The 24,340-nt window shown below is 68.6% G+C and carries 25 protein-coding genes and 1 tRNA gene; 12 read left to right on the forward strand and 14 right to left on the reverse strand.

Going from position 1 to position 24,340, the window contains the following annotated elements:
- Positions 1–286 precede the first annotated feature (286 nt).
- Entirely contained in the window at positions 287–439 is a 153-nt protein-coding gene (locus HJD23_RS20195; RefSeq protein ID WP_171113753.1) for a hypothetical protein, read from the forward strand.
- A gap of 212 nt (positions 440–651) precedes the next feature.
- Here the strand turns inward: HJD23_RS20195 and HJD23_RS20200 are convergent, their stop codons facing one another.
- Together HJD23_RS20200 and HJD23_RS20205 are read right to left on the reverse strand one after the other, a co-directional pair.
- Positions 652–1,299, reverse strand: coding sequence for a response regulator transcription factor (locus HJD23_RS20200; protein ID WP_171113754.1), 648 nt, complete (start codon positions 1,297–1,299; stop codon positions 652–654).
- Complete coding sequence (locus tag HJD23_RS20205; RefSeq protein ID WP_171113755.1) at positions 1,296–2,666, reverse strand: histidine kinase; 1,371 nt, start codon at positions 2,664–2,666, stop codon at positions 1,296–1,298. Before HJD23_RS20205 ends, HJD23_RS20200 begins: the two co-directional genes overlap by 4 nt.
- 16 nt (positions 2,667–2,682) lie before the next feature.
- Between HJD23_RS20205 and HJD23_RS20210 the strand changes: the two genes are divergently transcribed.
- Complete coding sequence (locus HJD23_RS20210) at positions 2,683–3,237, forward strand: VanZ family protein (protein WP_171113756.1); 555 nt, start codon at positions 2,683–2,685, stop codon at positions 3,235–3,237.
- A 221-nt stretch (positions 3,238–3,458) separates the two neighbouring features.
- Here HJD23_RS20210 and HJD23_RS20215 read toward each other — a convergent pair whose 3' ends face one another.
- Entirely contained in the window at positions 3,459–3,755 is a 297-nt protein-coding gene (locus HJD23_RS20215; RefSeq protein WP_232107813.1) for a helix-turn-helix transcriptional regulator, read from the reverse strand.
- A 112-nt stretch (positions 3,756–3,867) separates the two neighbouring features.
- Here HJD23_RS20215 and HJD23_RS43935 point away from each other — a divergent pair, with 112 nt between their 5' ends.
- Both HJD23_RS43935 and HJD23_RS43940 read left to right on the forward strand, forming a co-directional pair.
- Positions 3,868–4,077 carry a hypothetical protein gene (locus tag HJD23_RS43935; RefSeq protein ID WP_240980765.1) on the forward strand — a complete coding sequence of 70 codons (210 nt, stop codon included), beginning with the start codon at positions 3,868–3,870 and terminating at the stop codon, positions 4,075–4,077.
- Between the two features lie 495 nt (positions 4,078–4,572).
- Positions 4,573–4,821, forward strand: a complete 249-nt coding sequence (locus HJD23_RS43940) for a hypothetical protein (RefSeq protein ID WP_240980766.1) — start codon at positions 4,573–4,575, stop codon at positions 4,819–4,821.
- A 746-nt stretch (positions 4,822–5,567) separates the two neighbouring features.
- On the opposite strand, the gene HJD23_RS20225 is transcribed toward HJD23_RS43940, so the two are convergent.
- Positions 5,568–5,753, reverse strand: coding sequence for a hypothetical protein (locus tag HJD23_RS20225; RefSeq protein ID WP_171113757.1), 186 nt, complete (start codon positions 5,751–5,753; stop codon positions 5,568–5,570).
- Positions 5,754–6,425: 672 nt separating this feature from the next.
- A tRNA-Leu gene (locus tag HJD23_RS20230) sits at positions 6,426–6,512 on the reverse strand.
- Positions 6,513–6,922: 410 nt separating this feature from the next.
- On the opposite strand from HJD23_RS20230, the gene HJD23_RS20235 reads away from it, so the two are divergent.
- The 6 genes from HJD23_RS20235 (at position 6,923) to pknB (ending at position 15,129) form a co-directional block, all read left to right on the forward strand.
- Complete coding sequence (locus tag HJD23_RS20235; protein WP_171113758.1) at positions 6,923–7,825, forward strand: DUF3662 and FHA domain-containing protein; 903 nt, start codon at positions 6,923–6,925, stop codon at positions 7,823–7,825.
- 10 nt (positions 7,826–7,835) lie between these two features.
- A complete protein-coding gene (locus HJD23_RS20240; RefSeq protein ID WP_171113759.1) occupies positions 7,836–8,345 on the forward strand; it encodes an FHA domain-containing protein in 510 nt (169 codons plus the stop codon).
- 140 nt (positions 8,346–8,485) lie between these two features.
- A complete protein-coding gene (locus tag HJD23_RS20245) occupies positions 8,486–10,018 on the forward strand; it encodes a Stp1/IreP family PP2C-type Ser/Thr phosphatase (RefSeq protein ID WP_171113760.1) in 1,533 nt (510 codons plus the stop codon).
- Positions 10,019–10,045: 27 nt separating this feature from the next.
- Positions 10,046–11,485 carry an FtsW/RodA/SpoVE family cell cycle protein gene (locus tag HJD23_RS20250; RefSeq protein ID WP_171113761.1) on the forward strand — a complete coding sequence of 480 codons (1,440 nt, stop codon included), beginning with the start codon at positions 10,046–10,048 and terminating at the stop codon, positions 11,483–11,485.
- On the forward strand, positions 11,482–12,954 hold the full coding sequence (locus HJD23_RS20255) for a penicillin-binding protein 2 (protein WP_171113762.1): 1,473 nt from the start codon (positions 11,482–11,484) through the stop codon (positions 12,952–12,954). The genes HJD23_RS20250 and HJD23_RS20255 overlap by 4 nt, the downstream gene beginning before the upstream one ends.
- 171 nt (positions 12,955–13,125) lie before the next feature.
- Complete coding sequence (pknB, locus tag HJD23_RS20260) at positions 13,126–15,129, forward strand: Stk1 family PASTA domain-containing Ser/Thr kinase (RefSeq protein WP_171113763.1); 2,004 nt, start codon at positions 13,126–13,128, stop codon at positions 15,127–15,129.
- Between the two features lie 77 nt (positions 15,130–15,206).
- Here the strand turns inward: pknB and HJD23_RS20265 are convergent, their stop codons facing one another.
- From HJD23_RS20265 to HJD23_RS20290, 6 genes are read right to left on the reverse strand one after another with little or no spacing between them, the layout of a single operon-like run.
- Positions 15,207–15,956 (reverse strand): class E sortase, encoded by a 750-nt coding sequence (locus HJD23_RS20265; RefSeq protein WP_171113764.1) that lies wholly within the window; start codon positions 15,954–15,956, stop codon positions 15,207–15,209.
- Between the two features lie 13 nt (positions 15,957–15,969).
- A complete protein-coding gene (locus HJD23_RS20270) occupies positions 15,970–17,130 on the reverse strand; it encodes a class E sortase (RefSeq protein ID WP_171113765.1) in 1,161 nt (386 codons plus the stop codon).
- Positions 17,127–17,765 (reverse strand): aminodeoxychorismate/anthranilate synthase component II, encoded by a 639-nt coding sequence (locus HJD23_RS20275; protein ID WP_141312701.1) that lies wholly within the window; start codon positions 17,763–17,765, stop codon positions 17,127–17,129. The genes HJD23_RS20270 and HJD23_RS20275 overlap by 4 nt, the downstream gene beginning before the upstream one ends.
- A complete protein-coding gene (locus tag HJD23_RS20280; protein ID WP_171113766.1) occupies positions 17,762–17,923 on the reverse strand; it encodes a hypothetical protein in 162 nt (53 codons plus the stop codon). The genes HJD23_RS20275 and HJD23_RS20280 overlap by 4 nt, the downstream gene beginning before the upstream one ends.
- 54 nt (positions 17,924–17,977) lie before the next feature.
- Positions 17,978–18,658 (reverse strand): class E sortase, encoded by a 681-nt coding sequence (locus tag HJD23_RS20285; protein ID WP_171113767.1) that lies wholly within the window; start codon positions 18,656–18,658, stop codon positions 17,978–17,980.
- Positions 18,659–18,679: 21 nt separating this feature from the next.
- On the reverse strand, positions 18,680–19,459 hold the full coding sequence (locus HJD23_RS20290; RefSeq protein WP_171113768.1) for a DUF881 domain-containing protein: 780 nt from the start codon (positions 19,457–19,459) through the stop codon (positions 18,680–18,682).
- A gap of 140 nt (positions 19,460–19,599) precedes the next feature.
- Between HJD23_RS20290 and crgA the strand changes: the two genes are divergently transcribed.
- On the forward strand, positions 19,600–19,854 hold the full coding sequence (gene crgA / locus HJD23_RS20295) for a cell division protein CrgA (RefSeq protein ID WP_171113769.1): 255 nt from the start codon (positions 19,600–19,602) through the stop codon (positions 19,852–19,854).
- A gap of 299 nt (positions 19,855–20,153) precedes the next feature.
- Here the strand turns inward: crgA and HJD23_RS20300 are convergent, their stop codons facing one another.
- Together HJD23_RS20300 and HJD23_RS20305 are read right to left on the reverse strand one after the other, a co-directional pair.
- Positions 20,154–21,041 (reverse strand): rhomboid family intramembrane serine protease, encoded by an 888-nt coding sequence (locus HJD23_RS20300; protein ID WP_171113770.1) that lies wholly within the window; start codon positions 21,039–21,041, stop codon positions 20,154–20,156.
- 150 nt (positions 21,042–21,191) lie between these two features.
- Positions 21,192–21,725, reverse strand: coding sequence for a peptidylprolyl isomerase (locus tag HJD23_RS20305; protein WP_141312711.1), 534 nt, complete (start codon positions 21,723–21,725; stop codon positions 21,192–21,194).
- 318 nt (positions 21,726–22,043) lie between these two features.
- Between HJD23_RS20305 and HJD23_RS20310 the strand changes: the two genes are divergently transcribed.
- On the forward strand, positions 22,044–22,757 hold the full coding sequence (locus HJD23_RS20310) for a DUF5324 family protein (protein WP_171113771.1): 714 nt from the start codon (positions 22,044–22,046) through the stop codon (positions 22,755–22,757).
- Between the two features lie 39 nt (positions 22,758–22,796).
- On the opposite strand, the gene HJD23_RS20315 is transcribed toward HJD23_RS20310, so the two are convergent.
- Entirely contained in the window at positions 22,797–24,263 is a 1,467-nt protein-coding gene (locus HJD23_RS20315) for a hypothetical protein (protein WP_171113772.1), read from the reverse strand.
- Between the last annotated feature and the right edge of the window lie 77 nt (positions 24,264–24,340).

The following is a 24,340-nucleotide window of genomic DNA, read 5'->3' on the forward strand; positions in this document are numbered from 1 at the left end:
CCTCGGCGGCATCCGGCCAGGCAAGCCCGACGGCGCCCAGCGGCGGCGAGCGTGGGGACAAGAGCGGCAAAAGCAGCGGTTCCGGCGCTTCGAAGTCTTCCGGCGGCGGGGCCGCGGGAAGCGGCTCATCGGACAAGTCCGGTACGAACGGTAACCCCACGGCCGGAGACAAGAGCGGCTACGGACAGAGCTGCGGTACCAATGACATCTCCTGGAGCTTGAGTTCAGAGTCCGAGGCCGGCGGCTACTACCTGGTCAAGGCCAAGCCCGGAAGACCACCACCCAAGTGGGGGGGAAGGAGCTGAACAGCCTCTTCGTCTCCGTCTCCAACGGCGACCCGAACCCGGTGTCCCTGAACGTCGGCTCGTTCGTCGTCGACAAGCCGATCGTCACCAACTGGCACACGTCCGCCGCTGATGCTGTCCCCTACTCGAACTGAGGCGAGACTGAGCGGAGACAGTCCTCTTTCCGGGCCGCGTACCGCTGAATATCCGTGCCCCTGACAGTGGCGGTCAGCCTCCCGACCGCTGAACCCTGAAGTCGATTTCGGCGAGGTAGCGCAGTCCTTCGCGCAGGGGCTTGCCCTCAGCCATGGCGGCCGACATTTTGAGCGAATCTCACCCGAAGCACATCGGGATCCGCTGGCCAGCGTCAGTCCTGATGGGCCAGGCCCACCCGCCAGGCCCAAGCGGCGATCTCCACTCGGTTGCGGGCGGCGAGCTTGCTCTGAATGTTGCCCAAGTGGGTCTTGACCGTCCCGACCCTGATGCAGAGCGCTTGAGCTATCTCGGCGTTGGTGAGTCCCTGCGCCACGAGCCTGACGACGTCCACCTCCCGCAGGGACAGGACCGTGTCCGCTGGTCGCCGGGTACCGGGTGACATCAACCGCCGCAGCAGACGGACCGTGATCGACGGGCTGATGAGGGAGTCTCCCTCTGCCGCGGCTCGCACCGCCTCAGCCAGCAGCCGCGGGCCGGAGTCCTTGAGGATGAAGCCGCAGGCGCCCGACTGCAGCGCCGTGGTGACGTACTCCTCGTCGTCGAAGGTGGTGACCATGACCACCTTCGGGGTGTGGTCCGCGGTGGGGCGGGTCAGCGCACGCAGGGCGTCCAGCCCGTCCAGGCGCGGCATGCGGATGTCCATCAGGACGACGTCGGGCCGGTGCCGTGCGGCCTGTTCCACGGCCTGGACCCCGTCCTCGGCCTCGGCGACTACCTCGATGTCGTTCTCGGCCGTGAGGATCATGGCGATGCCGGTGCGCACGATGGCCTGGTCGTCGGCGATCAGTACACGGATCACGACGTGTCCGTCCCGGCCGGAGTGAGCGGCAGGCAGGCGCGGACCAGCCAGCCTCCGTCCGCGGTGGCACCGGCCCGGAGCGTTCCTCCGAGCCGTGTGACCCGTTCCTCCAGTCCCTTGAGCCCGTAGCCCGGGGAGGAGGTCTGGCGCACCGTTCCGTCGTTGCTGACCTCAACGACGGCTTGCTGCGGCAGAACCTGCACGCGGACGTGGACGTGGCGGCAGCCGTGGGTGTGTTTGCGGATGTTGGTGAGCGATTCCATCGTGACGCGGTGTGCGACGGCGGCCACGTCCGACGGCAGCGTGTCGGTGGGACCGGCCTCGGTGAGGTGCGCGGACACGTCGCGCAGACTGAAGTCGGCGACCAGGTCGCGCAGACCACTGATCCCTTCCGGTGCGGCCAGGGGAGCGTCGATGTCCTCGGCGCGCAGCTCGCCGACCATGCGACGCAGCGAGACCAGTGCCTCCGCGCCGGTCTGCTCGATGCGTTGCAGCGCTGGCGCGACCATGTCCGGGCGTTTGGTGGCGACCGCCTGGATGCCCTGTGCCTGGACGACGATCCCGGTCACATGGTGGGCCACGAAGTCGTGCAGCTCTCTGGCCAGGGCGATCCTCTGCTCCAGGCGGATCCGATGTTCCCGTTGCCATCGGTCGGCCATCACCAGCCGCGTGGCCAGACTCAGCCCTGTCACAGTCACGGCGACGAGCGTCAGCAAGAACGCCACGATCACGCTGTTTTCCTGGACGCGCACCGCCAAGGGACGCGCGATGATCGCGGCACACAGCGCCGCCGTGACCACGGCTGCGGACACCGGGGCGCCCCGTCGCACGGTAACGGCCAGAACGATCAGAAGCGCGACGGCTTCGAAGGCACCGTAGGCGGACGACGCCACCGCGTCACCGGCTCTGAGATGGATCGCCACGGTGCAGGCCAGCGAAGCGGCGGCCGCGACTCCGCTCGCGCAGGCGAGCGCTCCCGGCCTGGCATCCCGAGCGGCGAGCGCGGGCACGCCCAGGAGCGTGGCGGCCGCCACCGAAGCCGAGACCGTCAGCGCGGTTCCCGTGTCAGGTTGACGAAAGGTGCCGACACTCATGTCGAGCAGGATGGCAGCCACAGCGGTGCAGACCGCGGCCACCCACAGCAGGGCGCCGACGAGACGGGAGTCACGGCGGGACCTTGGGTGACGAAAGCGCATGCCATGCAGCGTATGCGAGCGGGTCGTGCCTTTCTCTCTGCCGAAAGTCGTAGCCGTGCCGGCCAAGATCTGCCTTTCGCCAGATCCGCGCAGGCATCGCGCCAACGGAAGGTGATCGGAGATCCGCTGCCGAACGCCGTAGGAGCTTGGCGTGAATGTGAATGTCGTCATCCCCGCTGTCTATGCAATGTGTCCTGCACTGGCGGTCTTCGCCGTGGTGACCATGCTGCGCGTCCGCCTGTCCCAGCCAGGCTGGACGGGTCGGCAGGCGGTCCTGAGGATCACTGCGAGCGTCTACGCCGCGGCGGTGCTGTCGATCACCGTCTTTCCCCTCACCGTGACCTGGGGGAAGTACGCGAACCAGGTGCCCTGGTACAGCCAGATCAACTTCATACCGCTGATCACCCTCGACGCGACTGCCATACCAAACGTGATCATGTTCTTCCCGCTCGGGGTGCTGCTCCCGCTGATCTCACAGGTGAACAGGGTGCGGCGCGCGACCGCGGTGAGCGCTCTGGTGAGCCTGTGCATCGAAGTCACACAGCTGCTGTGTTACGTGATCTTCAACAACGGCCGGTCCTGTGACATCAACGACGTCCTCGCCAACACGCTGGGAGGAATGATCGGCTACGCGGTGGTACGCGCCACGCTCAACAGGCGCGCTTCCGGATCCTTCCTGCGTGCCATCGCCCTGCCCGGGTCCTCGGCGCAGGCGCAGGTCACGCCAGTCCCATCAGCCTGACCCAGCCACATCGGTCACGACCCGGTGTTCAGCAGGCCAGGGCACTGTTTCTAGGCGCTGGTGGTCAATGACTGACAGCCTGACGGCTCTCACCGTGTTTCGTCGGCGCTCGCCTCGGCTGGGAACTGGCGCGCGCGGGCGATCTTCTGGGCAGCACCAGCCGGTAACCCTCGGTGCCCTCCCCTCGCCCGACCTTCTTTCGGCCTCAACGACCTCCGTCGTCACACTTCTCGCCCCGGCCACAGATCCACTCCCAGCGCCTTTTCCAGATTGGCGATGGTGAGCAGATCGGGCCAGGCCTCACCAGCCAGCGCCTTGGCAATCGTGTAGCGGGCGACTCCGCTGCGCCTGGACAGCTCCGCGGCCGACCAGCCCTTCTCGGCGATCGCCGCATGGAGCCTGGCAGCCAGCGCTTGGGCGACACGCGCCCCGTGATGCTCCTCCATGACGGCCTCAGGCCACGCGCCGCTGACGCAGTACGCGCGCGGCGGCAGTCGACGGGCATCTCCTTGGGGCATGAGGTGAAGTCTGACCCATCCGGTCCTCCCCGGTCGCGCAGGACTGCTGCCGCAGATACATGTTATTCGAATAGCACCCCCTCCTGCCGGGGTGCTGGTGTGGCGGCATGTGATGAGTCAGCGCATTGATTCCTATCGTCCGGGCGGCTCCCCCGCGGGGTGGAGCCGCGTCGGCGACGAAGTGCGCCGTGTCGTCCGCCTCGCCGATCCCCTGACGTCCCACAAGGCACGTGAACTGCTCTCCGCGCTCGCCCAGTTGGCACTCTTCTGCAACGGCGAGGGTCTGCCCGGGAAGGCCAGGTGTGGCTCTCCCGGGAAGTGATCGAGCGGTTCATTGCCGTCGGCTGCCCCAACGTGAGAGAGAGCACCCGCGGCAACTACCGGAGCAGGCTCCTGCGGCTGAGTGAGGTCGTCCTGGGCGGCGAATGCCGGACCGGAAGGCCCGTCAAGCTGTCGGCCTCTGTTCCCAACGCCCTTACACCCGCACCGATCTCGCAGAGCTGTGGGGCTGGGTCAGTGGGCAGCCCACCGAGGAGCTCCGCTGGGGCTGTAAGACCCTCATGGCCCTCGGGCTCGGTGCCGGCCTCGACTCACCAGAGGTCATCCCGGTGCGCGTCCACGACGTCCGCAGAGCCTCAGGCGGTGGCGGCTCGGTCGTCGTGGTGACTCGCGGCCCCCGGAAACGGGAGATTCTTTGCCGCCGTCCTTCGGAAGGCGTCCTGGCCGCCGCTGCCGACCGACTCGACACCACGGGCGCAGCCCAATATCTGTTCCGCCCCAACTGCTACAGCCGCGGCACCAACACGGTCACGAACTCTTGGCCCGCACCCAGCCCAGCCCGGACGTCCCACGCCTGGTCATGGGCCGTCTCAGGTCCACCTGGCTGGTCGAACTCTTCGAAGAGCGGCTTCCCATCACGGTCATCGTGGCAGCGGCCGGCGTCGACACCCTCCACGGCCTCTCACGCATCCTGCCGTTCCTGAGCCCGGTCCCGCCGACGAAGCGGCCCGCTTGCTGCGAGGCGGCCCATGACGACCTCTCACGGGCTGCCCAGCGACCGCCATGAACGCCTGATGGCGATGCGCGCGGAGCGCAGGTACCTCGACGACACCGACGTCGAAGCAGCGATCGAGGAGGTGGACAACAGCGAACTCGTTTCTCTGCTCGAGGAGTTCGCCCACCTCCCCCGAGGCCGACACCGCACCCTGCACCTCAGAAGCCTCCTCATCGGCCTGTACCTCTGCACTCAGGACACCGGCGGAAAGATCGTCCTGGAGCGGATCACCGACATCCTGTACTTCCGCATCTCCCCGCGGCTGCGCGAGCTGCTGGACATCCCCGAGTACGCAGACACGGACCAGGGTTTCGAAGCGGCCTACGCGGTCGTCCGCCGTCTCTTCCACGCGATGAAGGACGCGATGAACCCGTCCCCGCTGCCGCCAAACGGCCATCTCTCACGCAGCGAGGCCCACGATCTGATCGCAGCAGCGGACATCGACGACCTGGCGGAGCGCGAGCGACGTCTGGCCCTGTTCACGGAGTTCGTGCTGGACGCCTCCGTACGCCCTCTCCACAGCTGCTGCCGGAGCTGGCGGAAGTCTCCCTGGGCGTGGACGCCACGCCCGTCCGAACATTCTCCCGCGGCCGCCGCACAAACGGGCCAGAGCTCGCAACAGACCCGGACGCCGGCTGGTACGTACGGGAAGGCGACCACAGGGACCCCGACGCGCCGGTCTCCGACTCCATGCGCCCATCGCCCCCGCCCGCCAAGAAGGGCACAAGCCCAAGACCTCCCAGGGCACGAAGAAGACGTCACTCAAGAAGAAGTACCTCTTCGGCTACGACGCCCACCTCATCGTGACCCGCGACGCGGAACACGAAGCCGTACTCCTCGAGGATGGCACCCCCAACCCCGAAGTCCTCCCGGCCCTCGTCCTCGGCGTCTCCCTCGACAGGCCCGGTCACCGCCCCGCGTACAACGACCTGAAGATCCCTCAACCGACTCCGGGAGCGTGGATACAAACCCGGCTTCCTCGCCGGTGACCGCACCTACAACAACTCCGAGCCCGACGAGTGGCAGCTCCCCATCCGGGCCATGGGCTACAAGCCCGTCTACGACTACCGCGCGGACCAGCTCGGCAAGCAGGCCGGAACGCACGGCGCAATCCTCGTCGAGGGCCGCTGGTGCTGCCCCTCTATGCCGGATCCCCTCATCAACGCCACCATCGATCTGCACGCCGCCCGCATCGACCGGGAGACGTGGATCAAACTGATCGCCGCTCGTCGCAGCTACCGCATCCCGCGGCATCGCGACACAAACGATCCTGCTCGCCTTCCAACTGGCCCACGCGAACCGCCGCAAGATCAAGAAGTTGCTGGACACACTGTCGCTCGGCGGCGAACGCCCCCGCCGACGCACCACCACCGCCGACAGACAAGAGAACCAAAGAGCTGGCCCCGACCGGCCACCTGGCACCAGCGGCATAGATCGCTCCGCCCAGGCACTCCAGCACCACCGAGACAGGCCCCACCCGTGAGATAGCTCACGCGTCGGGGCCTGTTGTGTGGCCCGGCCGGGCTGTGCGAGGCCTCACGACGATCAAGGAAACGAGAAACGGGCCCCTGCGGTGACTTCCGTCACCTGCAGAGACCCGTTCCGTCGGTATCTCATGGTGCGCGAGGGGGGAGTTGAACCCCCACGCCCTTGCGGGCACTGGAACCTGAATCCAGCGCGTCTGCCTATTCCGCCACCCGCGCATTGGGTGTGTCTCCGGCCCCGCCCCCTTGGGGCCGGCGCCTTCCGACACCCAGAACATTAGCACGCCGGCCAGGGTCGGTTCACATCGCTTATCCGAGGCGGGGACACGCCCGCACCGGTACACCGACCGGCCAGAAGGCCCGCGCACGTATCAACCTCGTACCGGTCCGGGCCGTCTGCCCGGGAGCCGGACGGAGTCCACAGTCCGGTGCGGGACACTTGTTTGCAAGCCCCTCTACGATCCATGCCAGAAGTTCGAGGGGGAGCGCCGCAGGGAACTTCGTCAGGCGTCGACACCCGTCGACCGGGCTGACAGGGGGAACCAGCCGATTAACCGGCGCGTGGATACGATCAGTAAGCAGTACCGGGTAGGCAGTACACAGGACAGCGACACCGGAGGAGGTGCCCCATGGGAGTCCTGAAGAAGTTCGAGCAGCGCCTCGAAGGTCTGGTCAACGGCACCTTCGCCAAGGTGTTCAAGTCCGAGGTCCAGCCCGTGGAGATCGCGGGAGCGCTCCAACGCGAGTGCGACAACAACGCCACCATCTGGAACCGGGACCGGACCGTCGTCCCCAACGACTTCATCGTGGAGCTGAGCGCCCCGGACTTCGAGCGCCTCAGCCCCTACTCGGGCCAGCTCGGCGACGAGCTCGCCGGCATGGTCCGCGACTACGCCAAGCAGCAGCGCTACACCTTCATGGGCCCGATCAAGGTCCACCTGGAGAAGGCGGACGACCTCGACACCGGCCTGTACCGGGTACGCAGCCGTACGCTCGCCTCCTCCAGCAGCCAGCAGGCCCCCGCCCCCGCGGCCGGCGGCGCCCGCCCCGCCGCCGGCGGCTACGGCTACCCGCCCCCGGGCGCCCCCGCGCAGCCCTCCGGCGCTCCCCCCATGCCTGCCGCGCCCCCGCCCGGCGCCCGCCCCGGCGGCTACGGCTATCCCCAGCCGGCTCACCCCCAGCCGGGACACCCGCAGCCCGCCGCCCCGCAGCGCCCCGCCGCGGCACCGGCCGGTGCCGCACCGGGCGCGCGCACCAGGTACTGGATCGAGATCAACGGCACCCGCCACCAGATCTCCCGCCCGACGCTGGTGCTGGGCCGCAGCACCGACGCCGACGTGCGGATCGACGACCCCGGCGTATCCCGCCGGCACTGTGAGATCCGGACCGGAACGCCCTCGACGATCCAGGATCTCGGATCCACCAACGGCATCGTGGTGGACGGGCAGCACACCACCCGCGCTACGCTCCGCGACGGCTCGCGGATCGTCGTGGGCAGTACCACCGTTATCTATAGGCAAGCCGAAGGGTGATCCGGGGGCAATGTCAGAGCTGACCCTCACGGTCATGCGGCTGGGTTTCCTGGCCGTACTGTGGCTGTTCGTGATCGTGGCCGTGCAGGTCATCCGCAGCGATCTGTTCGGTACGCGCGTCACCCAGCGCGGGTCCCGACGGGACGCGGGCCGGGCCCAGCAGGCCCAGCGCCAGGCGCCCCCGCAGCAGCGCCAGCAGACGGCCGGCGGCCGGGCGCGCCGCAACGCCCCCACCAAACTGGTGGTGACCGAGGGCACACTCACCGGCACCACCGTCGCGCTGCAGTCCCAGACCATCACCCTGGGCCGGGCGCACGACAGCACGATCGTGCTGGACGACGACTACGCCTCCAGCCGGCATGCCAGGATCTACCCGGACCGGGACGGCCAGTGGATCGTCGAGGACCTCGGGTCCACCAATGGCACCTATCTCGACCGGACCCGCCTCACGACCCCCACGCCGATTCCGCTGGGTGCACCGATCCGCATCGGCAAGACCGTCATCGAGCTGCGGAAGTAGTGCTGCATCATGAATGAGCGCGAGCGGAGCGAGCACGCAGCGGCGGTCCACACCCGGGGCCCCGGCGCGCTCCCGACCGGAGGGTGGGCAGTGTGGCTCGACACGATCGGCTGTACCCGGAGCCGACGGGCGAGGTGCGCATGAGTCTGTCACTGCGCTTCGCCGCCGGTTCGCACAAAGGCATGATCCGCGAGGGCAACGAGGACTCCGGATACGCCGGTCCGCGCCTGCTCGCCATCGCCGACGGCATGGGCGGCGCCGCGGCCGGCGAGGTCGCCTCCTCCGAGGCGATCTCCACCATCGTCCAGCTCGACGACGACATCCCCGGCTCCGACGTCCTCACCTCGCTCGGCGCCGCCGTCCAGCGCGCCAACGACCAGCTGCGCCAGATGGTCGAGGAAGACCCGTCGCTGGAGGGCATGGGCACCACCCTCACCGCCCTGCTGTGGACCGGCCAGCGGCTCGGCCTCGTCCACGTCGGCGACTCGCGCGCGTACCTGCTGCGCGACGGTGTCCTCACGCAGATCACCCAGGACCACACCTGGGTGCAGCGCCTGGTCGACGAGGGCCGGATCACCGAGGAAGAGGCCACCACCCACCCGCAGCGCTCCCTGCTGATGCGCGCCCTCGGCAGCGGCGACCACGTCGAGCCCGACCTGTCGATCCGTGAGGTCCGGGCCGGCGACCGCTATCTGATCTGCTCCGACGGGCTGTCCGGAGTCGTCTCCCACCAGACGATGGAGGAGACCCTCGCCAGCTACCAGGGCCCGCACGAGACCGTGCAGCAGCTGATCGAGCTGGCGCTGCGCGGCGGCGGCCCCGACAACATCACCGTCATCGTCGCCGACGTCCTCGACCTCGACACCGGCGACACCCTCGCCGGGCAGCTCTCCGACACCCCGGTCGTGGTCGGCGCGGTCGCCGAGAACCAGCACCACCTGCACGACAACGGCATCATGCAGACCCCGGCCGGCCGCGCCGCGGGCCTCGGCCGCCAGGTGCCCGGACAGGGCGGCGGCGGCGAGTTCGGCCCGCCCGGCTCCGGCGACACCACCGGCTACATCCCGACGGACGGCTTCGGCGGCTACAGCGACGAGGACTTCGTCAAACCGCGGCCCCGGCGCCGCTGGCTGAAGAGATCCTTCTACGGAATCCTCGCGCTGGCCGTCATCGGCGGCGGCCTCTACGGCGGCTACCGCTGGACGCAGACCCAGTACTACGTCGGCACCAACGGCGAACACGTCGCGCTGTACCGGGGCATCAGCCAGGACCTGGCCTGGGTGTCGCTGTCGCAGGTCGAGAAGGACCACCCCGAGATCGAACTCAAGTACCTGCCGCCGTACCAGCAGAAGCTGGTCAAGGCGACGATCGCCGAGGGCGGACTGAAGAACGCCCAGGCGAAGATCGACGAGCTGGCCACGCAGGCCTCCGCGTGCAAGAAGGAGGCCGAGCGGCGCGCCGCCGAGAGCGAGAACAACGCGCAGACCGGCCAGGGCGAGGCCGGCGGTACCACGGGAACCACCCGCACCTCCTTCACGTCCAAGGCATCGCCGACCCCGTCGGCCACCGGATCCCCGACCCCGACCCAGTCCGCGACCGCGCCCACTCCCAGCCCCGGCCCCAGCCTCTCCGAGGAAGAGCAGAAGGTCGTCTCGCTGTGCGGTAAGCAGTAGGCAAGCCGTGAGAGGCCCCGTCACACGATGAGCAGTACTACCAACCCGTCGACGCAGCACACGTCCACGATCGGCTCGATCGGCACGCCGAGCCGGCGCAACACCGAGCTCGGGCTCCTGGTGTTCGCCGTCGTCATCCCGGTCTTCGCCTACGCCAACGTCGGCCTCGCCATCAACGACGAGGTGCCCGCAGGCCTGCTGAGCTACGGCCTCGGCCTCGGACTGCTGGCCGGCGTCGGCCACCTCGTCGTCCGCAAGTTCGCGCCGTACGCCGACCCGCTGCTGCTCCCGCTGGCCACGCTCCTCAACGGCCTCGGCCTGGTCGCCATCTGGCGGCTGGACCAGTCCGAGCTGCTGCAGTCCATCGGCCAGGCCGGCACCGCCGCCCCGCGCCAGCTGCTGTACACGGCGATGGGCATCGCGCTGTTCATCGTGGTGCTGATCTTCCTCAAGGACCACCGCGCCCTGCAGCGCTACACGTACATCTCGATGGTCGGCGCGCTGTTCCTGCTGCTGCTGCCACTGGTTCCGGGCCTCGGCCAGAACATCTACGGCGCCAAGATCTGGATCTCGGTCGCCGGATTCTCCATCCAGCCCGGCGAGTTCGCGAAGATCGTCCTCGCGGTCTTCTTCGCCGGCTACCTGATGGTCAAGCGGGACGCCCTCGCCCTCGCCAGCCGCCGCTTCATGGGCCTGTACCTGCCGCGCGGCCGCGACCTCGGCCCGATCCTCGTGGTCTGGGCGATGTCGATCCTGATCCTGGTCTTCGAGACCGACCTCGGTACGTCGCTGCTGTTCTTCGGAATGTTCGTCATCATGCTGTACGTCGCCACCGAGCGGACCAGCTGGATCGTCTTCGGTCTGCTGATGTCCGCGGTCGGCGCCGTCGGCGTGGCCTCCTTCGAACCGCACATCCAGCAGCGCGTCGACGCCTGGCTCGACCCGATGCGCGAGTACACGCTCTCCCGCCAGGGCGTCGGTGGCCACTCCGAGCAGGCCATGCAGGCACTGTGGGCGTTCGGCTCCGGCGGCACCCTCGGCACCGGCTGGGGCCAGGGCCACTCCGAGCTCATCCGGTTCGCCGCCAACTCCGACTTCATCCTCGCCACCTTCGGCGAGGAGCTGGGCCTGGCCGGCGTGATGGCGCTGCTGCTGCTCTACGCCCTGATCGTGGAACGCGGCGTGCGCACCGCCCTCGCCGCCCGCGACCCCTTCGGCAAACTGCTCGCCATCGGCCTGTCCGGCGCCTTCGCCCTCCAGGTGTTCGTCGTCGCCGGCGGTGTGATGGGGCTCATCCCGCTGACCGGTATGACGATGCCGTTCCTGGCCTACGGCGGCTCCTCCGTGATCGCCAACTGGGCCCTGATCGGCATCCTGCTGAGGATCAGCGACACCGCGCGCCGCCCGGCGCCGTCCCCCGCCCCCAACCCCGACGCCGAGATGACCCAGGTGGTCCGCCCGTCATGAACAAGCCCCTGCGCCGGATCGCGATCTTCTGCGGCCTGCTCGTACTGACGCTGCTGATCCGCGACAACTGGCTCCAGTACGTCCGGGCGGACGAGCTGGCCACCGACACCAACAACCGCCGCGTGGCCATCGAGCGGTACGCCACCCCGCGCGGCGACATCATCGTCGACGGCAAGGCCATCACCGGCTCCAAGCAGGCCGCCAGCGGCGACTTCGAGTACGTCCGCACCTACAAGGACGGCCCCATGTGGGCGCCCGTCACCGGCTACGCCTCCCAGGCCTTCGGCACCAACCAGCTGGAGAACCTGGAGGACGGCATCCTCACCGGCAACGACGACCGGCTGTTCTTCCGCAACACCCTCGACATGCTCACCGGCAAGAAGAAGGCGGGCGGCAACGTCGTCACCACCCTCAACGCGGCCGCGCAGAAGGCGGCGTACGAGGGCCTGGCCAAGCGCGGCAAGGGCGCCGTGGTGGCCCTCGACCCGGAGACCGGCGCGATCTTGGCGCTGGCCTCCTACCCGTCGTACGACCCGTCGACGATCGCCGGATACTCCAACGACGACCAGAAGGCCTGGAACAAGCTCCAGAAGAAGGCCAACCCGAACGACCCGATGCTCAACCGGGCGCTGCGCGAGACCTACCCGCCGGGCTCGACCTTCAAGGTGGTCACCGCGGCGGCGGCCCTGGAGCACGGCCTCTACACGGACGCGGACGCGCCGACCAAGACGCCGCTGCCGTGGACCATGCCGGGCACCACCACCGAGCTGAAGAACGAGGGGAACATCCCCTGCAAGAACGCGACCCTCAGGGTCGCCCTGCAGTGGTCCTGCAACACCGTCTTCGGCAAGGTCGGCTCCGACCTCGGCAACGACAAGATGCTGGACACGGCGAAGAAGTTCGGCTTCACCTCGGAGCAGTTCACGCCGGTCCGCGCCAACGCGTCCGTGTTCTCCGACGACATGAACCCGTCGCAGACCGCGCTGTCCTCGATCGGCCAGTTCAACACCGCCGCGACCCCGCTGCAGATGGCCATGGTCGCCTCCGCGGTCGCCAACGACGGCACGCTCATGAAGCCGTACATGGTCGACAAGCTCCAGGCGTCCAACGTCGACACCATCGAGCAGACCGAGCCGGAGGAGCTCAGCAAGCCGCTGTCCTCGGACAACGCCCAGATCCTGCAGTCGATGATGGAGACGGTCGTCGACAAGGGCACGGGAACCAACGCGAAGATCGACGGCGTCACTGTGGGCGGCAAGACCGGTACCGCCCAGCACGGCGTCGACAACAGCGAGAAGCCGTACGCCTGGTTCATCTCGTACGCCAAGCTCGCCGACGGCAGCTCGCCGGTCGCCGTGGCCGTGGTGGTCGAGGACGAGCAGGCGGACCGCGGCGACATCTCCGGCGGCGGCCTCGCGGCGCCCATCGCGAAGAGCGTGATGGAGGCGGTCATCGAGAGCAAGAAGTGAGAGCCCCGTCACGTCGTCTTCACATCGACGCACGTTGCGATACCGGTCCTGTATCGGCTGACGGGCTTGGCCAGGTCACACATTGCGAGCCGGGTACGGTAGGCCCGGACGGCAGTCTCCGGCCGCACGACATGCCGGCCGGGACCGACGGAGAGGGCTGGTAGGTAGCTTATGGAAGAGCCGCGTCGCCTCGGCGGCCGGTACGAGCTGGGTCAGGTGCTCGGCCGTGGTGGCATGGCGGAGGTCTACCTCGCGCATGACACCCGCCTCGGCCGCACCGTGGCGGTGAAGACGCTGCGCGCGGACCTCGCGCGCGACCCGTCGTTCCAGGCCCGCTTCCGCCGGGAGGCCCAGTCGGCCGCCTCGCTCAACCACCCCGCGATCGTGGCGGTCTACGACACGGGCGAGGACTACATCGACGGGGTCTCGATCCCGTACATCGTCATGGAGTACGTAGACGGCTCCACGCTCCGCGAGCTGCTGCACTCCGGCCGCAAGCTCCTGCCCGAGCGCGCGATGGAAATGACCATCGGCATCCTCCAGGGCCTGGAGTACGCCCACCGCAACGGCATCGTCCACCGCGACATCAAGCCGGCCAACGTCATGCTGACGCGCAACGGCCAGGTCAAGGTGATGGACTTCGGCATCGCCCGCGCGATGGGCGACTCCGGCATGACGATGACGCAGACGGCGGCCGTCATCGGCACCGCCCAGTACCTCTCGCCGGAGCAGGCCAAGGGCGAGCAGGTCGACGCGCGATCCGACCTGTATTCGACCGGCTGCCTGCTGTACGAACTGCTGACGGTCCGCCCGCCCTTCGTGGGCGACTCCCCCGTCGCGGTCGCGTACCAGCACGTACGGGAGGAAGCCCAGCCCCCGTCGGTCTTCGACCCCGAGATCACGCCCGAGATGGACGCGATCGTGTTGAAGGCCCTGGTCAAGGACCCGAACTACCGCTACCAGTCGGCCGACGAGATGCGTGCCGACATCGAGGCCTGCCTCGACGGCCAGCCGGTCGCGGCCACGGCGGCGATGGGCTCCGTCGGCTACGGCGGCTACGGCGGCTATCCCGACGACCAGCCGACGACGGCCCTGCGCTCCGACGGCCACGCGGGCGCGACGACCCTGCTGCCCCCGGCCAACCCGGACGACGGCGGCTTCGGCTACGACGACCGCCCGGACCGGCGGCGCCAGAAGAAGTCCAACACCTCGACGATCCTGCTGGTCGTCGCCGCCGTCCTGGTCCTCGTCGGCGCGATCCTGATCGGACGGTTCGCGTTCAGCGGCGGGGGTGTGGGCAACGACACGGTGCCGGTACCGAACTTCGTCGGGCTGACGCAGGAGGACGCGCAGAAGCAGGCGGAGAACAGCGACCTTGTCCTCCAGGTCGAGAACAAGGCCTGCGAGGACCAGAAGAAGGGCAACGTCTGCTCGCAGGATCCGCAGTTCAAGACCGAGGTCGGGAAGGGCACCACCGTCAACATCGTGGTGTCGACGGGTGCGCCCAAGGTGGCCGTGCCGAGCGTGGTCGGTCTCTCCCTCGACGAGGCCAAGTCGAAGCTGGAGGGAGACGACTACCAGCTCAAGGTCGAGACGGAGACGAGGGTCTCCTCGGAGGAGCCGGACACCGTCCTGGAGCAGAACCCGACCACCGGCAAGGAGGTCGAGAAGGGCTCCACGATCACCCTGATCATTGCCAAGGCCGAGGAGAAGGCGACCGTCCCGAACGTCGTCGGCCAGACCTGTGAGGACGCCCAGAAGCAGTTGCAGGACAACAACCTCACAGGCACCTGCACCGACACGCCGGTCACCGACCCCAACCAGGACGGCAAGGTCATCGACGTCACACCGACGGTCGGCTCGCAGATCGACAAGAACTCGACGGTGGCCCTGAAGGTCGGCAAGCTGCAGCAGAAGACCAAGGTGCCGAACGTCGTCGGACGAACGGTGGGAGAGGCCAGGCAGATCCTGAACGGGGCCGGCTTCACCAACATCCAGTTCGAGAACGGCAGCGACCAGAGCGACTCGGCGTTCGTCGCCGCCCAGAACCCGCAGGGGGAGACAGAGGTCGACGACCCCGCCGCGACGCAGATCACGCTGCGGACCGTGAGCCTCGGCGGCAACAACGGAGGCAACGGCAACGGCGGCTTCCTCGGCGGCGGCAACGGCGACTGACCGCCCCCTGCCCTACGACTGAGCCCCGGCCCCCTTCTCAGGGTGCCGGGGCTCTCTCCAGGAGAGGGGCGGTCAGCTCACCGCAGCTCCTCCGGCACCGTCCGCTCCCCGTCCACCTTCTCCACCCGCTCCAACTCCCCCCACACCACATACCGATACCGGCTGGTGAACACCGGCGTGCACGTCGTCAGCGTGATGTACTTGCCGGCCTTCTTCTTGCCGGACTCCTTGGGGATCGCTTCGAGGACCTTGACGTTGTACTTCGAGGTCTCGGGAAGGATGGCGTAGACCTTGTAGACGTACCACTTGTCCTTCGTCTCGAAGACGATCGGGTCGCCCTTCTTCAGCTTGTGGATGTCGTGGAACTTCGCGCCGTGGCCGTCGCGGTGGGCGGCGAGTGAGAAGTTGCCGTTCTTGCCGCTGGTGGGGAGGGTCGCCTTGACGGGGTCGGTGTAGTAGCCGGCGACGCCGTCGTTGAGGAGTTCCGTCGACGTGCCCTTCTTGATCAGGATCTCGTCCTTGTTCATCGCGGGCACGTGCAGGAAGCCGATGCCGTCCTTGGTGTCCAGCGCGCCGGGGCCGGAGGACTGCGAAGTGGCCCAGTTGTCGCGGACCTTGTCGCCCTCCTGGTCCGCCTTGCGGTCGGCGAGGACGTTCGTCCACCACAGCGAGTAGACGACGAACAGGCCGAGGACGAGGCCCGCGGTGATGAGGAGTTCACCGAAGAAACTGACCGCCATGGCGATCGGGCCGGGTCCGCGGCGCCGTCGCTCGGGCGCCTCGGGGGCGGCGTCGGTGTGCTCTTCACGATCGGTGGTCGCTGCCACGTGTCATCTGCCCTTAACTGACGAGCGCATCCGGCTTGCCCTTGCTGCGCGGCCGTTCCTCGACCATCTTGCCCCAGACGATCATCCGGTACTTGCTGGTGAACTCCGGCGTGCACGTCGTCAGGGTGATGTACCGGCCGGGCTCGGTGAACCCCGACCCCTTGGGGATCGGGTTGAGGACGCCCACGTTGCTGGGCGAGGTCACCGGCAGGATCGACGCCATGTCGTAGACGTAGTACATGTCCTGCGTCTCGACGACGATCGGATCGCCGGGCTGAAGCCTGTTGATGTACCGGAACGGCTCGCCGTGCGTGTTGCGGTGGCCGGCGAGCCCGAAGTTGCCGGTCTTGGCGTCGGGCATCGCGGTCTTCAGCGCGCCCTCGGCGTAGTGACCGACCATGCCCCGGTCGAGCACCTTGTCGTTGCTGATGCCCTCGGCGATCGGCACGACCACGTCCAGCTTGGGGATGTGCAGCAGCGCGAAGCCCTGCCCGGGCTGGAAGACGCCGGGATTGCGCTTGCCGCTCGCCCAGTCGTTCTGGAGCTGGCTGGCCTCGTTGCCGGCCTGCGCGTGCGCCCGGACGTTCGTCCACCACAGCTGGTAGGTGACGAAGAGGAGCATCAGCACGCCGGTGGTGATGAACACCTCGCCTATCAGCCGACTGGCGACGACCGCGGGGCTGGGTTTGCGGGCCCGTGCGAGCCGGCGGGCCTCGACACGGGAGAGCGGGCGGCGCTGGTCGTCATCATGCGACGGCTCCGCGGGCGGAGCGGCGTGTACGCCGTGGTCTGCGTGGCCTGCGTGGCGCCCGTGGCGGCGCTTGGCGGCCTTTCTGCGGGCCGCACGGCCACCGGGGGTGGGTCCGGTGAGTCCGACGGCTCCAGCGCCCGCTGTGGCGCTTGTGACGCCTGTGGCGCCTGTGGTGGCCGTCGCGGCACCCGCTGGGAGGGGCTCACCCGGCGGAGGCGGTACCCGCAGGGCCATCGTCTCCTCGTCCACCGGGGCCCCACCCAGCGGCGCCTCGCCCACCGGCGCGTCGTACGGCTGCTGCCCGTACCAGTCCCCGAGCGCACCCGGCACCTCGTACGGCTGCTGCCCGTACGAGGTGCCCTGGTCGCCGGCGTTGCCGTACCCGGCCGCGCCGGACTCGCGCTCGGGGCGCAGCGCGGTCACGCCGTGGCCCTGCCCACCACCGGGGCGAGCCCCGCCGACCTCGCCACCGCGCCCTCGTCTCCGCACTCCACCAGCCAGTTGGCCAGCATCCGGTGACCGTGCTCGGTCAGCACCGACTCCGGATGGAACTGCACGCCCTCGACGGGAAGTTCCCGGTGCCGCAGGCCCATGATGATGCCGTCGTGCGTGCGCGCGGTGACCTCCAGCTCGGCCGGCACGGTGGGCGGCTCGGCGGCCAGGGAGTGGTAGCGGGTCGCCGTGAACGGCGAGGGCAGGCCCGCGAAGACGCCCTTGCCCTCGTGCTCGACCAGCGAGGTCTTGCCGTGCAGCAGCTCCGGCGCACGGTCCACCACACCGCCGTACGCCACCTGCATCGACTGCATGCCCAGGCAGACGCCGAAGACGGGCACGCCGGTGGCGGCGCAGTGCCGGACCATGTCGATGCAGACGCCGGCCTGCTCCGGCGCACCGGGGCCGGGCGACAGCAGCACACCGTCGAAACCGTCGTTGGCATGCGCCGTCGAGACCTCGTCGTTGCGCAGGACCTCGCACTCGGCGCCCAGCTGGTACAGGTACTGGACCAGGTTGAAGACGAAGCTGTCGTAGTTGTCGACGACGAGAATGCGCGCGCTCACTGGTTGTCCACCGTCACATCGTTGAAGGGCAGCAGCGGTTCGGCCCATGGGAAGACGTACTGGAAAAGGACGTAGACCGCGGCCAGGATCAGTACCAGTGAGATCAGCGCCTTGACCCACGCGTTCCCCGGCAGATGCCGCCAGATCCAGCCGTACATGCCGTCCCTTCCGTCGCACCACGGCACCAGAAACTCACGCCGTACTGCACCAGACTAACGGCGCAGGGCGGCTGGTTTCCCGGCCTCCACCGGCTGTGTGGAATCCAGATGCGCCCAGACGATGAGGCGGTGGCTGTGGCCCCACTCCGGTTCGCAGGTGGTCAGGGTCAGATAGCGGCCCGGACGCGTGTACCCGGACTTACGTGGCAGCGGGTCGATCACCTCGATGTCCGTCGGCACGGTTTTGTACGGCCCCTTGTCGATCCGGTACGTGAACCAGGTCGTCCCGTCCGTCAGCACCACCGCGTCACCGGGCCGCAGCCGCGGAAAGTCCTTGAAGGGATCGCCGTACGTGCGCCGGTGCCCGGCGACGGAGAAGTTGCCCTGCTGCCCGAGCTGCGCGGTCCCGGAGTAGTGGCCGAGGCCCTTCTTCAGAGTGCCGGTGTCGGTGCCTTCGAGGACGGGCTTGTTCCACGTGAAACCAAGACGCGGGATGTACATGATCGCGAAGGGCTTGCCGTTCTCGTACGGCGCCGGCCGCGCGGGACCGCTCACGGGCGCGCCCGTCGGCCGTACGCCGCCCTGCGCCCACTGCTCCTGGAGCCGGTCGATCTGGTCGTCCATGACGGTGTCGGCCCGCACGCCGGTCCAGAACAGCACGTAGACGACGAAGAGCACGATCACGGTGCCGACGGTGATGCACAGTTCGCTGACGGTCCTGACGACTAAGCGCACCGGCGGCTCCTGAGAAGGCGCTCACTCCACGGGCTGGGCGTACCGCAGATCCACTGTGCCCGAGTAGCCGGGCAGAGTCACCGTCCCGTTCTCCTCGACTTTCCAGCCGAGCCCGTAGACGTTGACGTACACCATGTAGTTCTGGATCGCCGGGGAGGCGGTGAGCGCCTTCTGGAGCTTCTCGGGGTCACCGACCGCGGTGATCTTGTACGGCGGTGAGTAGACGCGGCCCTGGAGGATCAGGGTGTTGCCGACGCAGCGCACGGCGCTGGTGGAGATCAGCCGCTGGTCCATGACCTTGATGCCCTGGGCGCCGCCCTGCCAGAGGGCGTTCACCACGGCCTGGAGGTCCTGCTGGTGGATGACCAGGTAGTCGGGCTGGGGCTCGGGATAGCCGGGGAGCTTGGCGGTGGCGTTCGGCGGGGCGTCGTTCAGGGTCACCGTGATCGCCTCGCCGGTGACCTCCTGGGTGCCGGCCTTCTTCTCCAGGGCGGCGAGCTTGTCGTCCTCCGCCTTGGTGCTGCCGTTGTCCCGCTCGGCCAGGGATTCGACGTCCTCACGCAGGGCCGCGTTGGCCTCGTCCAGCTCGCCGTTGCTGCGGCTGCGCTCGTGGATCAGGTCCGAGAGCTTCAGCAAGGAGTCGTCCGTACGGATGTTGGTGCCTTTGGCCGTATGGAAACTGGTGACGAAAATGAGACCCGCGAGAGCGAAGACGGCCACCGTGAGCAGCCGCACGGGCCGGAAGGCCCACCGGCGGTCAGCACTGGATTCCGTCCCGGGGGAGTCGGCAGAATTGCTCAACGTACCCTTATCTCCTTCGGCGCCACGGAAGCACTACGCTAACGGACACCCGGGGAGCGCTCAGTGTCCCCTTGTACGCTGCCCCGAGCCCGACCCAGTTCCCTGCGCGGCCACGCAGCGCATCGACAGGAGAGACCCTCGTGCCGAAGTCACGTATCCGCAAGAAGGCCGACTACACGCCGCCGCCGTCGAGGCAGGCGACCAGCATCAAGCTGACCAACCGCGCCTGGGTCGCACCGGTCATGCTCGCCCTCTTCTTGATCGGTCTGGCCTGGATCGTCGTTTTCTACGTGACCAACAGTTCGTTGCCCATCGAGGCGCTGGGCAACTGGAACATCGTGGTCGGCTTCGGCTTCATCGCGGCCGGGTTCGGCGTCTCCACGCAGTGGAAGTAGTCGGCCGAACGGCGGACCACCGGGCGGTGAACCGAGTTCTGCCCATGGCTGTCCGCTGAGTTATCCACAGCCTGGGCAATTTCCACACCTGACCTGGGGAAAAGACTACGATCTGTGGATAACCCATCGGGCATTGACGCCGGTACGACCGTCACACGAACCCCCGAAAACACGTCCGCCCCCTGTCTGACCTGCGGAAACGCAGGTCACCAGCAGGGGGCGCAGACGTTCCCGCACAGCCTGCGCAAGATCCGCAACCCACTGTGGACAACTGACGAACTCAGTGGATAACCCCCAGCTCAGCTGAGCTGGGCCGTCCGCAGCAGCGTCACACCGACCACCACGGCCAGCATCAGCGCACAGACGCCGTACTGCACCAGGGCCCGTCGCTCGCGCGGGGCGTGCACCATGGCGTAGCCGATCACCAGTCCGCCGACGAGGCCGCCGATGTGGGCTTGCCAGGAGATGTTGAACCCTGGGTTGAAGGTGAAGATCAGGTTGATCACCAGCAGGGCGATGACCGGCCGCATGTCGTAGTTGAGCCGGCGCACGAGGACGGCGGTCGCGCCGAACAGTCCGAAGATCGCGCCGGAGGCGCCGAGGGTGGCGGTGGTCGGCGGCGCCAGCAGATAGGCCAGTGCGCTGCCGGCCAGTCCGGAGATGAGATAGAGCGCCAGGAAGCGGGCCCGGCCGAGGGCCGCTTCCAGGGGGCCTCCGAGCCACCACAGGGCGAGCATGTTGAACGCGATGTGCCAGATCGCCTCGTGTGTGAACATCGAGGTGACCAGGCGGTACCACTCGCCCCCCGCCACCCCTTGCGTCGGCCCCCACGGCGCCGGCGGCCACGCGCCCCTCAGCACCAGGTCGTTCAGCACCGACGGGCGGATATGGACCAGGAGGAACACCGCGAGATTGAGCCCGATCAGGATCTTGGTGAGCAGCCGGAGGTCGGCGGTGACCGTGCCGCCCGCGATGGTGCGGGGGCGGGAGGCGCCCGGGGCGTGGCCGGTGCCGACGGCGCCGCGGACGCATTCGGGGCACTGGAAGCCGACGGAGGCACTGACCATGCATTCGGGGCAGATCGGGCGCTCGCAGCGGGTGCAGCGCACGCCGGTCTCGCGGCCCGGGTGGCGATAGCAGACGGGCGCGTTCTGCTCGTCCTGCTGGCTGCCCTGCGCCTGGTCCATGAGGTCCCCTCAGTCGTCGTGGCACTCCAACGCCCCGCTCATCTTTACGGACGAGCGGGGCGTTTGGTTCCCACCGGGAGGTCTCGGACCCTGCTTCGGGGGCGCTGTCTCGGCGCTCGCGGGGGTCGGCCCGGGCGGGATCTCGCGGACTCAGGCCTCGCGGGACTCGACGACGACCGTCTCGATGACGACGTCGTTGAGCGGGCGGTCGGTGCGCGGGTTGGTCTGGGTGGTCGCGATGGAGTCCACGACCTTCTGGCTGGCCGCGTCGGTGACCTCGCCGAAGATGGTGTGCTTGCGGTTCAGCCACGCGGTCGGGGAGACGGTGATGAAGAACTGCGAGCCGTTGGTGCCCGGGCCGGCGTTCGCCATGGCCAGCAGGTACGGCTTGTCGAACCGCAGGTCCGGGTGGAACTCGTCCCCGAACTGGTAACCCGGGCCGCCCGTGCCGTTGCCCAGCGGGTCACCGCCCTGGATCATGAAGCCGCTGATGACCCGGTGGAAGACCGTGCCGTCGTACAGCTTGGCCGTGGACTTCTCACCCGTGGCCGGGTTGGTCCATTCACGCTCGCCCTTGGCGAGCTCGACGAAGTTCTTGACCGTGTTCGGCGCCTGGTTCGGAAACAGTCGAACCTGGATGTCGCCGTGGTTGGTCTTCAGGGTGGCGTAGAGCTGCTCAGCCACGATCTGCCTTCCGTTGTCTTCCTGTGACCCCACGATCCTCGCACGGTCCACGCCCGGCGTCGCCCGACGCCCGCTGACAGGCGGGTATCCGGGCGTATCGGTTGCGGAAATCCGGACGAGTCGTCCCGGGTCACAGGCGCCGGGGGCCGATCCGTGGCATTGTCGACGACAGGCTCCTGTTGCCCCGTATTCATCCGCTATTCCACCGCAATCGTGACCCGGATGCCCGCCCTCACATGCCGCATCGCTCTCCGGGAGGCATGATCCGTAAAAGGGTGGAAAGTCGAAATACCGTACGCCACCGAGGAGGAGGATCCCGTGACCCGCATCGACAGCGTGCGCGCCGCGACCGGCTCGGCGAAGGACAGCGTGCTGCACGCCGCGGAAGTGGTGGCGCCTTACGCCGACACGGCCAGGGACCGGGCCACGCACTACGCACACGAGGCACGCGTACGGCTCGCGCCCAAGGTGTCGCAGGCGGCCGGGCAGGCTCGCGTCCAGTACGCGTCGCATCTCGCGCCGCGCCTGGAGCAGGCCCGCTGCCAGGCCCGCACCCATGTGCCGCCGAAGGTCGACCACGCCGCCCAGGAGGCCGCCGCGCGCGCCCGCGAGGCCGCACGGCAGGCCGCCGAGTACTCCCGGCCGAGGATCGAGCACGCAGTGGCCGCGGCCGGGCCCGTCAAGGACGAGGCCGCGGCCCGCAGCGCGGCCGTGCTGGCCGCGCTGCGCGGCCAGGTCTCGTCCGAGGAGATCCACAAGCTCGTCCGCAGGCACGAGCGCCGGGCGAAGGCCGGCCGGGCCGTGAAGGTGCTGGCCGTCCTCGGCGTCCTCGCGGGCGGCGCCTTCGCCGCCTGGAAGTGGTGGGACAAGCAGGCCAACCCCGACTGGCTGGTCGAGCCCCCCGCCGCGACCGAGGTCCCCGAGTCCGGCCGGCTCACGTCGGTGGACGGCAGCGGTCAGTCCGTACTCGACCCCGAGGTACAGGCCAAGGAGGCCGAGGAGGGGGCCGCGGACCGCGACGACCGCGGCTGAAAGCCGAGGCTACGCGCGACTGTGGGGCGGGTGACGGGGTCACCCGCCCCACAGCGGTGTTTCACGTGAAACCAACTGGGCTGAGCGGCCGGGGACTTGGCGGGGGCAGGCCGCACGGGCGCTGCCCTGGCGTTTCGAGACCGACTCCCCCTGAGGGAGGAGCAGGATGGTGTTCGAAACGGCTCCTGCGGCGGCGTTCACGGGCGCGATGTGCGGGGTCGTTCCGGGACCGGGGTGGCGGACGTGTGCACCCGCGGCATGCCTGTTCAGGAGGAACGGTGAGACGACGTAGGGCACGCGGGCCTCTTCGCAGACACCGTCGGAGCTTCGGAAGGGCATCCAGGTGCTGTCGGGCACGAGACGGCGTTGCAGGACAAGTGTGTGCTCGCTCGATTGGTTCGTCAGCAGTTCGAGCCATTGCTCGTCGTCGACCTGGTGACCGGCGACGAAGCCGGCGCCCCCGTGTCCGCAGGAAGGTTTGGCGACCAGATGGACCCGGTGCCGCATCGCCTGGGCCAAGAGGTGCTGTCGCCGCCTGGGGGATTGCTGCGGGCCCAGCCAGGCCGTCCAGGGCACGTGGCCGATGATCAGGCGGCGCTCCGCAGGGTCGAACAGTTCAAGATCCTCATGCATCCAGGCCAGCACCTGCTTGGCACTCACGAGGCAGGATGCCTCCGGTACGAACAGCCGCACGGTGCCGCTCAAGGCTGCATCGCGCAGGGCGTCCAGAGACCTGCTGTCAGCCACAACGAGACTGCTGAACTGGTTGAAGACCACGTCGATGTGGTCACCGCCCACCCACAGGCCGCCCGCGTCGCCGTGTACCTGGGACAGGTCCGCGACGCGGGCATCCAGTCCCACCGCCTTGGCAGCTTCGGCGGCCGGCTGTAGATATCGGTGCAGTGCGCCGGTGCTGCCCAGCCTCGCTGCTATGCCCGAGGTCGCCTGCCATGCCGGGATGAGCGCCCTGCGACGCGCACCGCGGGACGCCGGTGCGGCATCGGCCAGGACAGCCGCCCGAGCGTGCAGTGTCGAAGGGGGCTCGGCGAGGCGGCCGTCCGGCCAGCAGCGGGCGAAGGCCGCTCCCCGCTGTTCCAGGTCAGGAACTCCGTAGATATTGGGGCCGATGTTCAGTTCGATGAACCAGGGGGTCCCACCGACCAGCAGCGCGTCGGGCCGAGCCATCCGCAGCAGCGCGGAGGCAGACAGGCGCTGCGACGGACCCAGAAGGCGGAAGTCACGGTCGTCGTTCAGAGCGCGGTACAGCTCCGCCGCCGTGCCCGCCCGGCGACGGCAGGACAGCAGAGCGCACCGCAGCACGCCTGCCGCAAGCTCGGCAAACCGGTAGTAGTCCGCTTCGGCGAAGACCAGTGGGCGCATCGCCTCCCAGCAGCCCGCGTCGTTTTCCCCTACCCGCAAGGTCCACCAGTCGCCCTCGGCGACGCGGCCCAGGAATTCCGAGCGCGTTCCGCCGGGCAGCCACTGCCACAGGTCACGCAGCAGCACGGGACGACCCGAACTCGACTCCACGGCTGCCTCCACGCATACCGGGACTTCTGAATCTGGTCCTGTTACGAGTGTCC

This window comes from Streptomyces sp. Z423-1, from assembly GCF_013009255.1.
In the GTDB taxonomy this organism is placed as follows: domain Bacteria; phylum Actinomycetota; class Actinomycetes; order Streptomycetales; family Streptomycetaceae; genus Streptomyces; species Streptomyces gossypiisoli.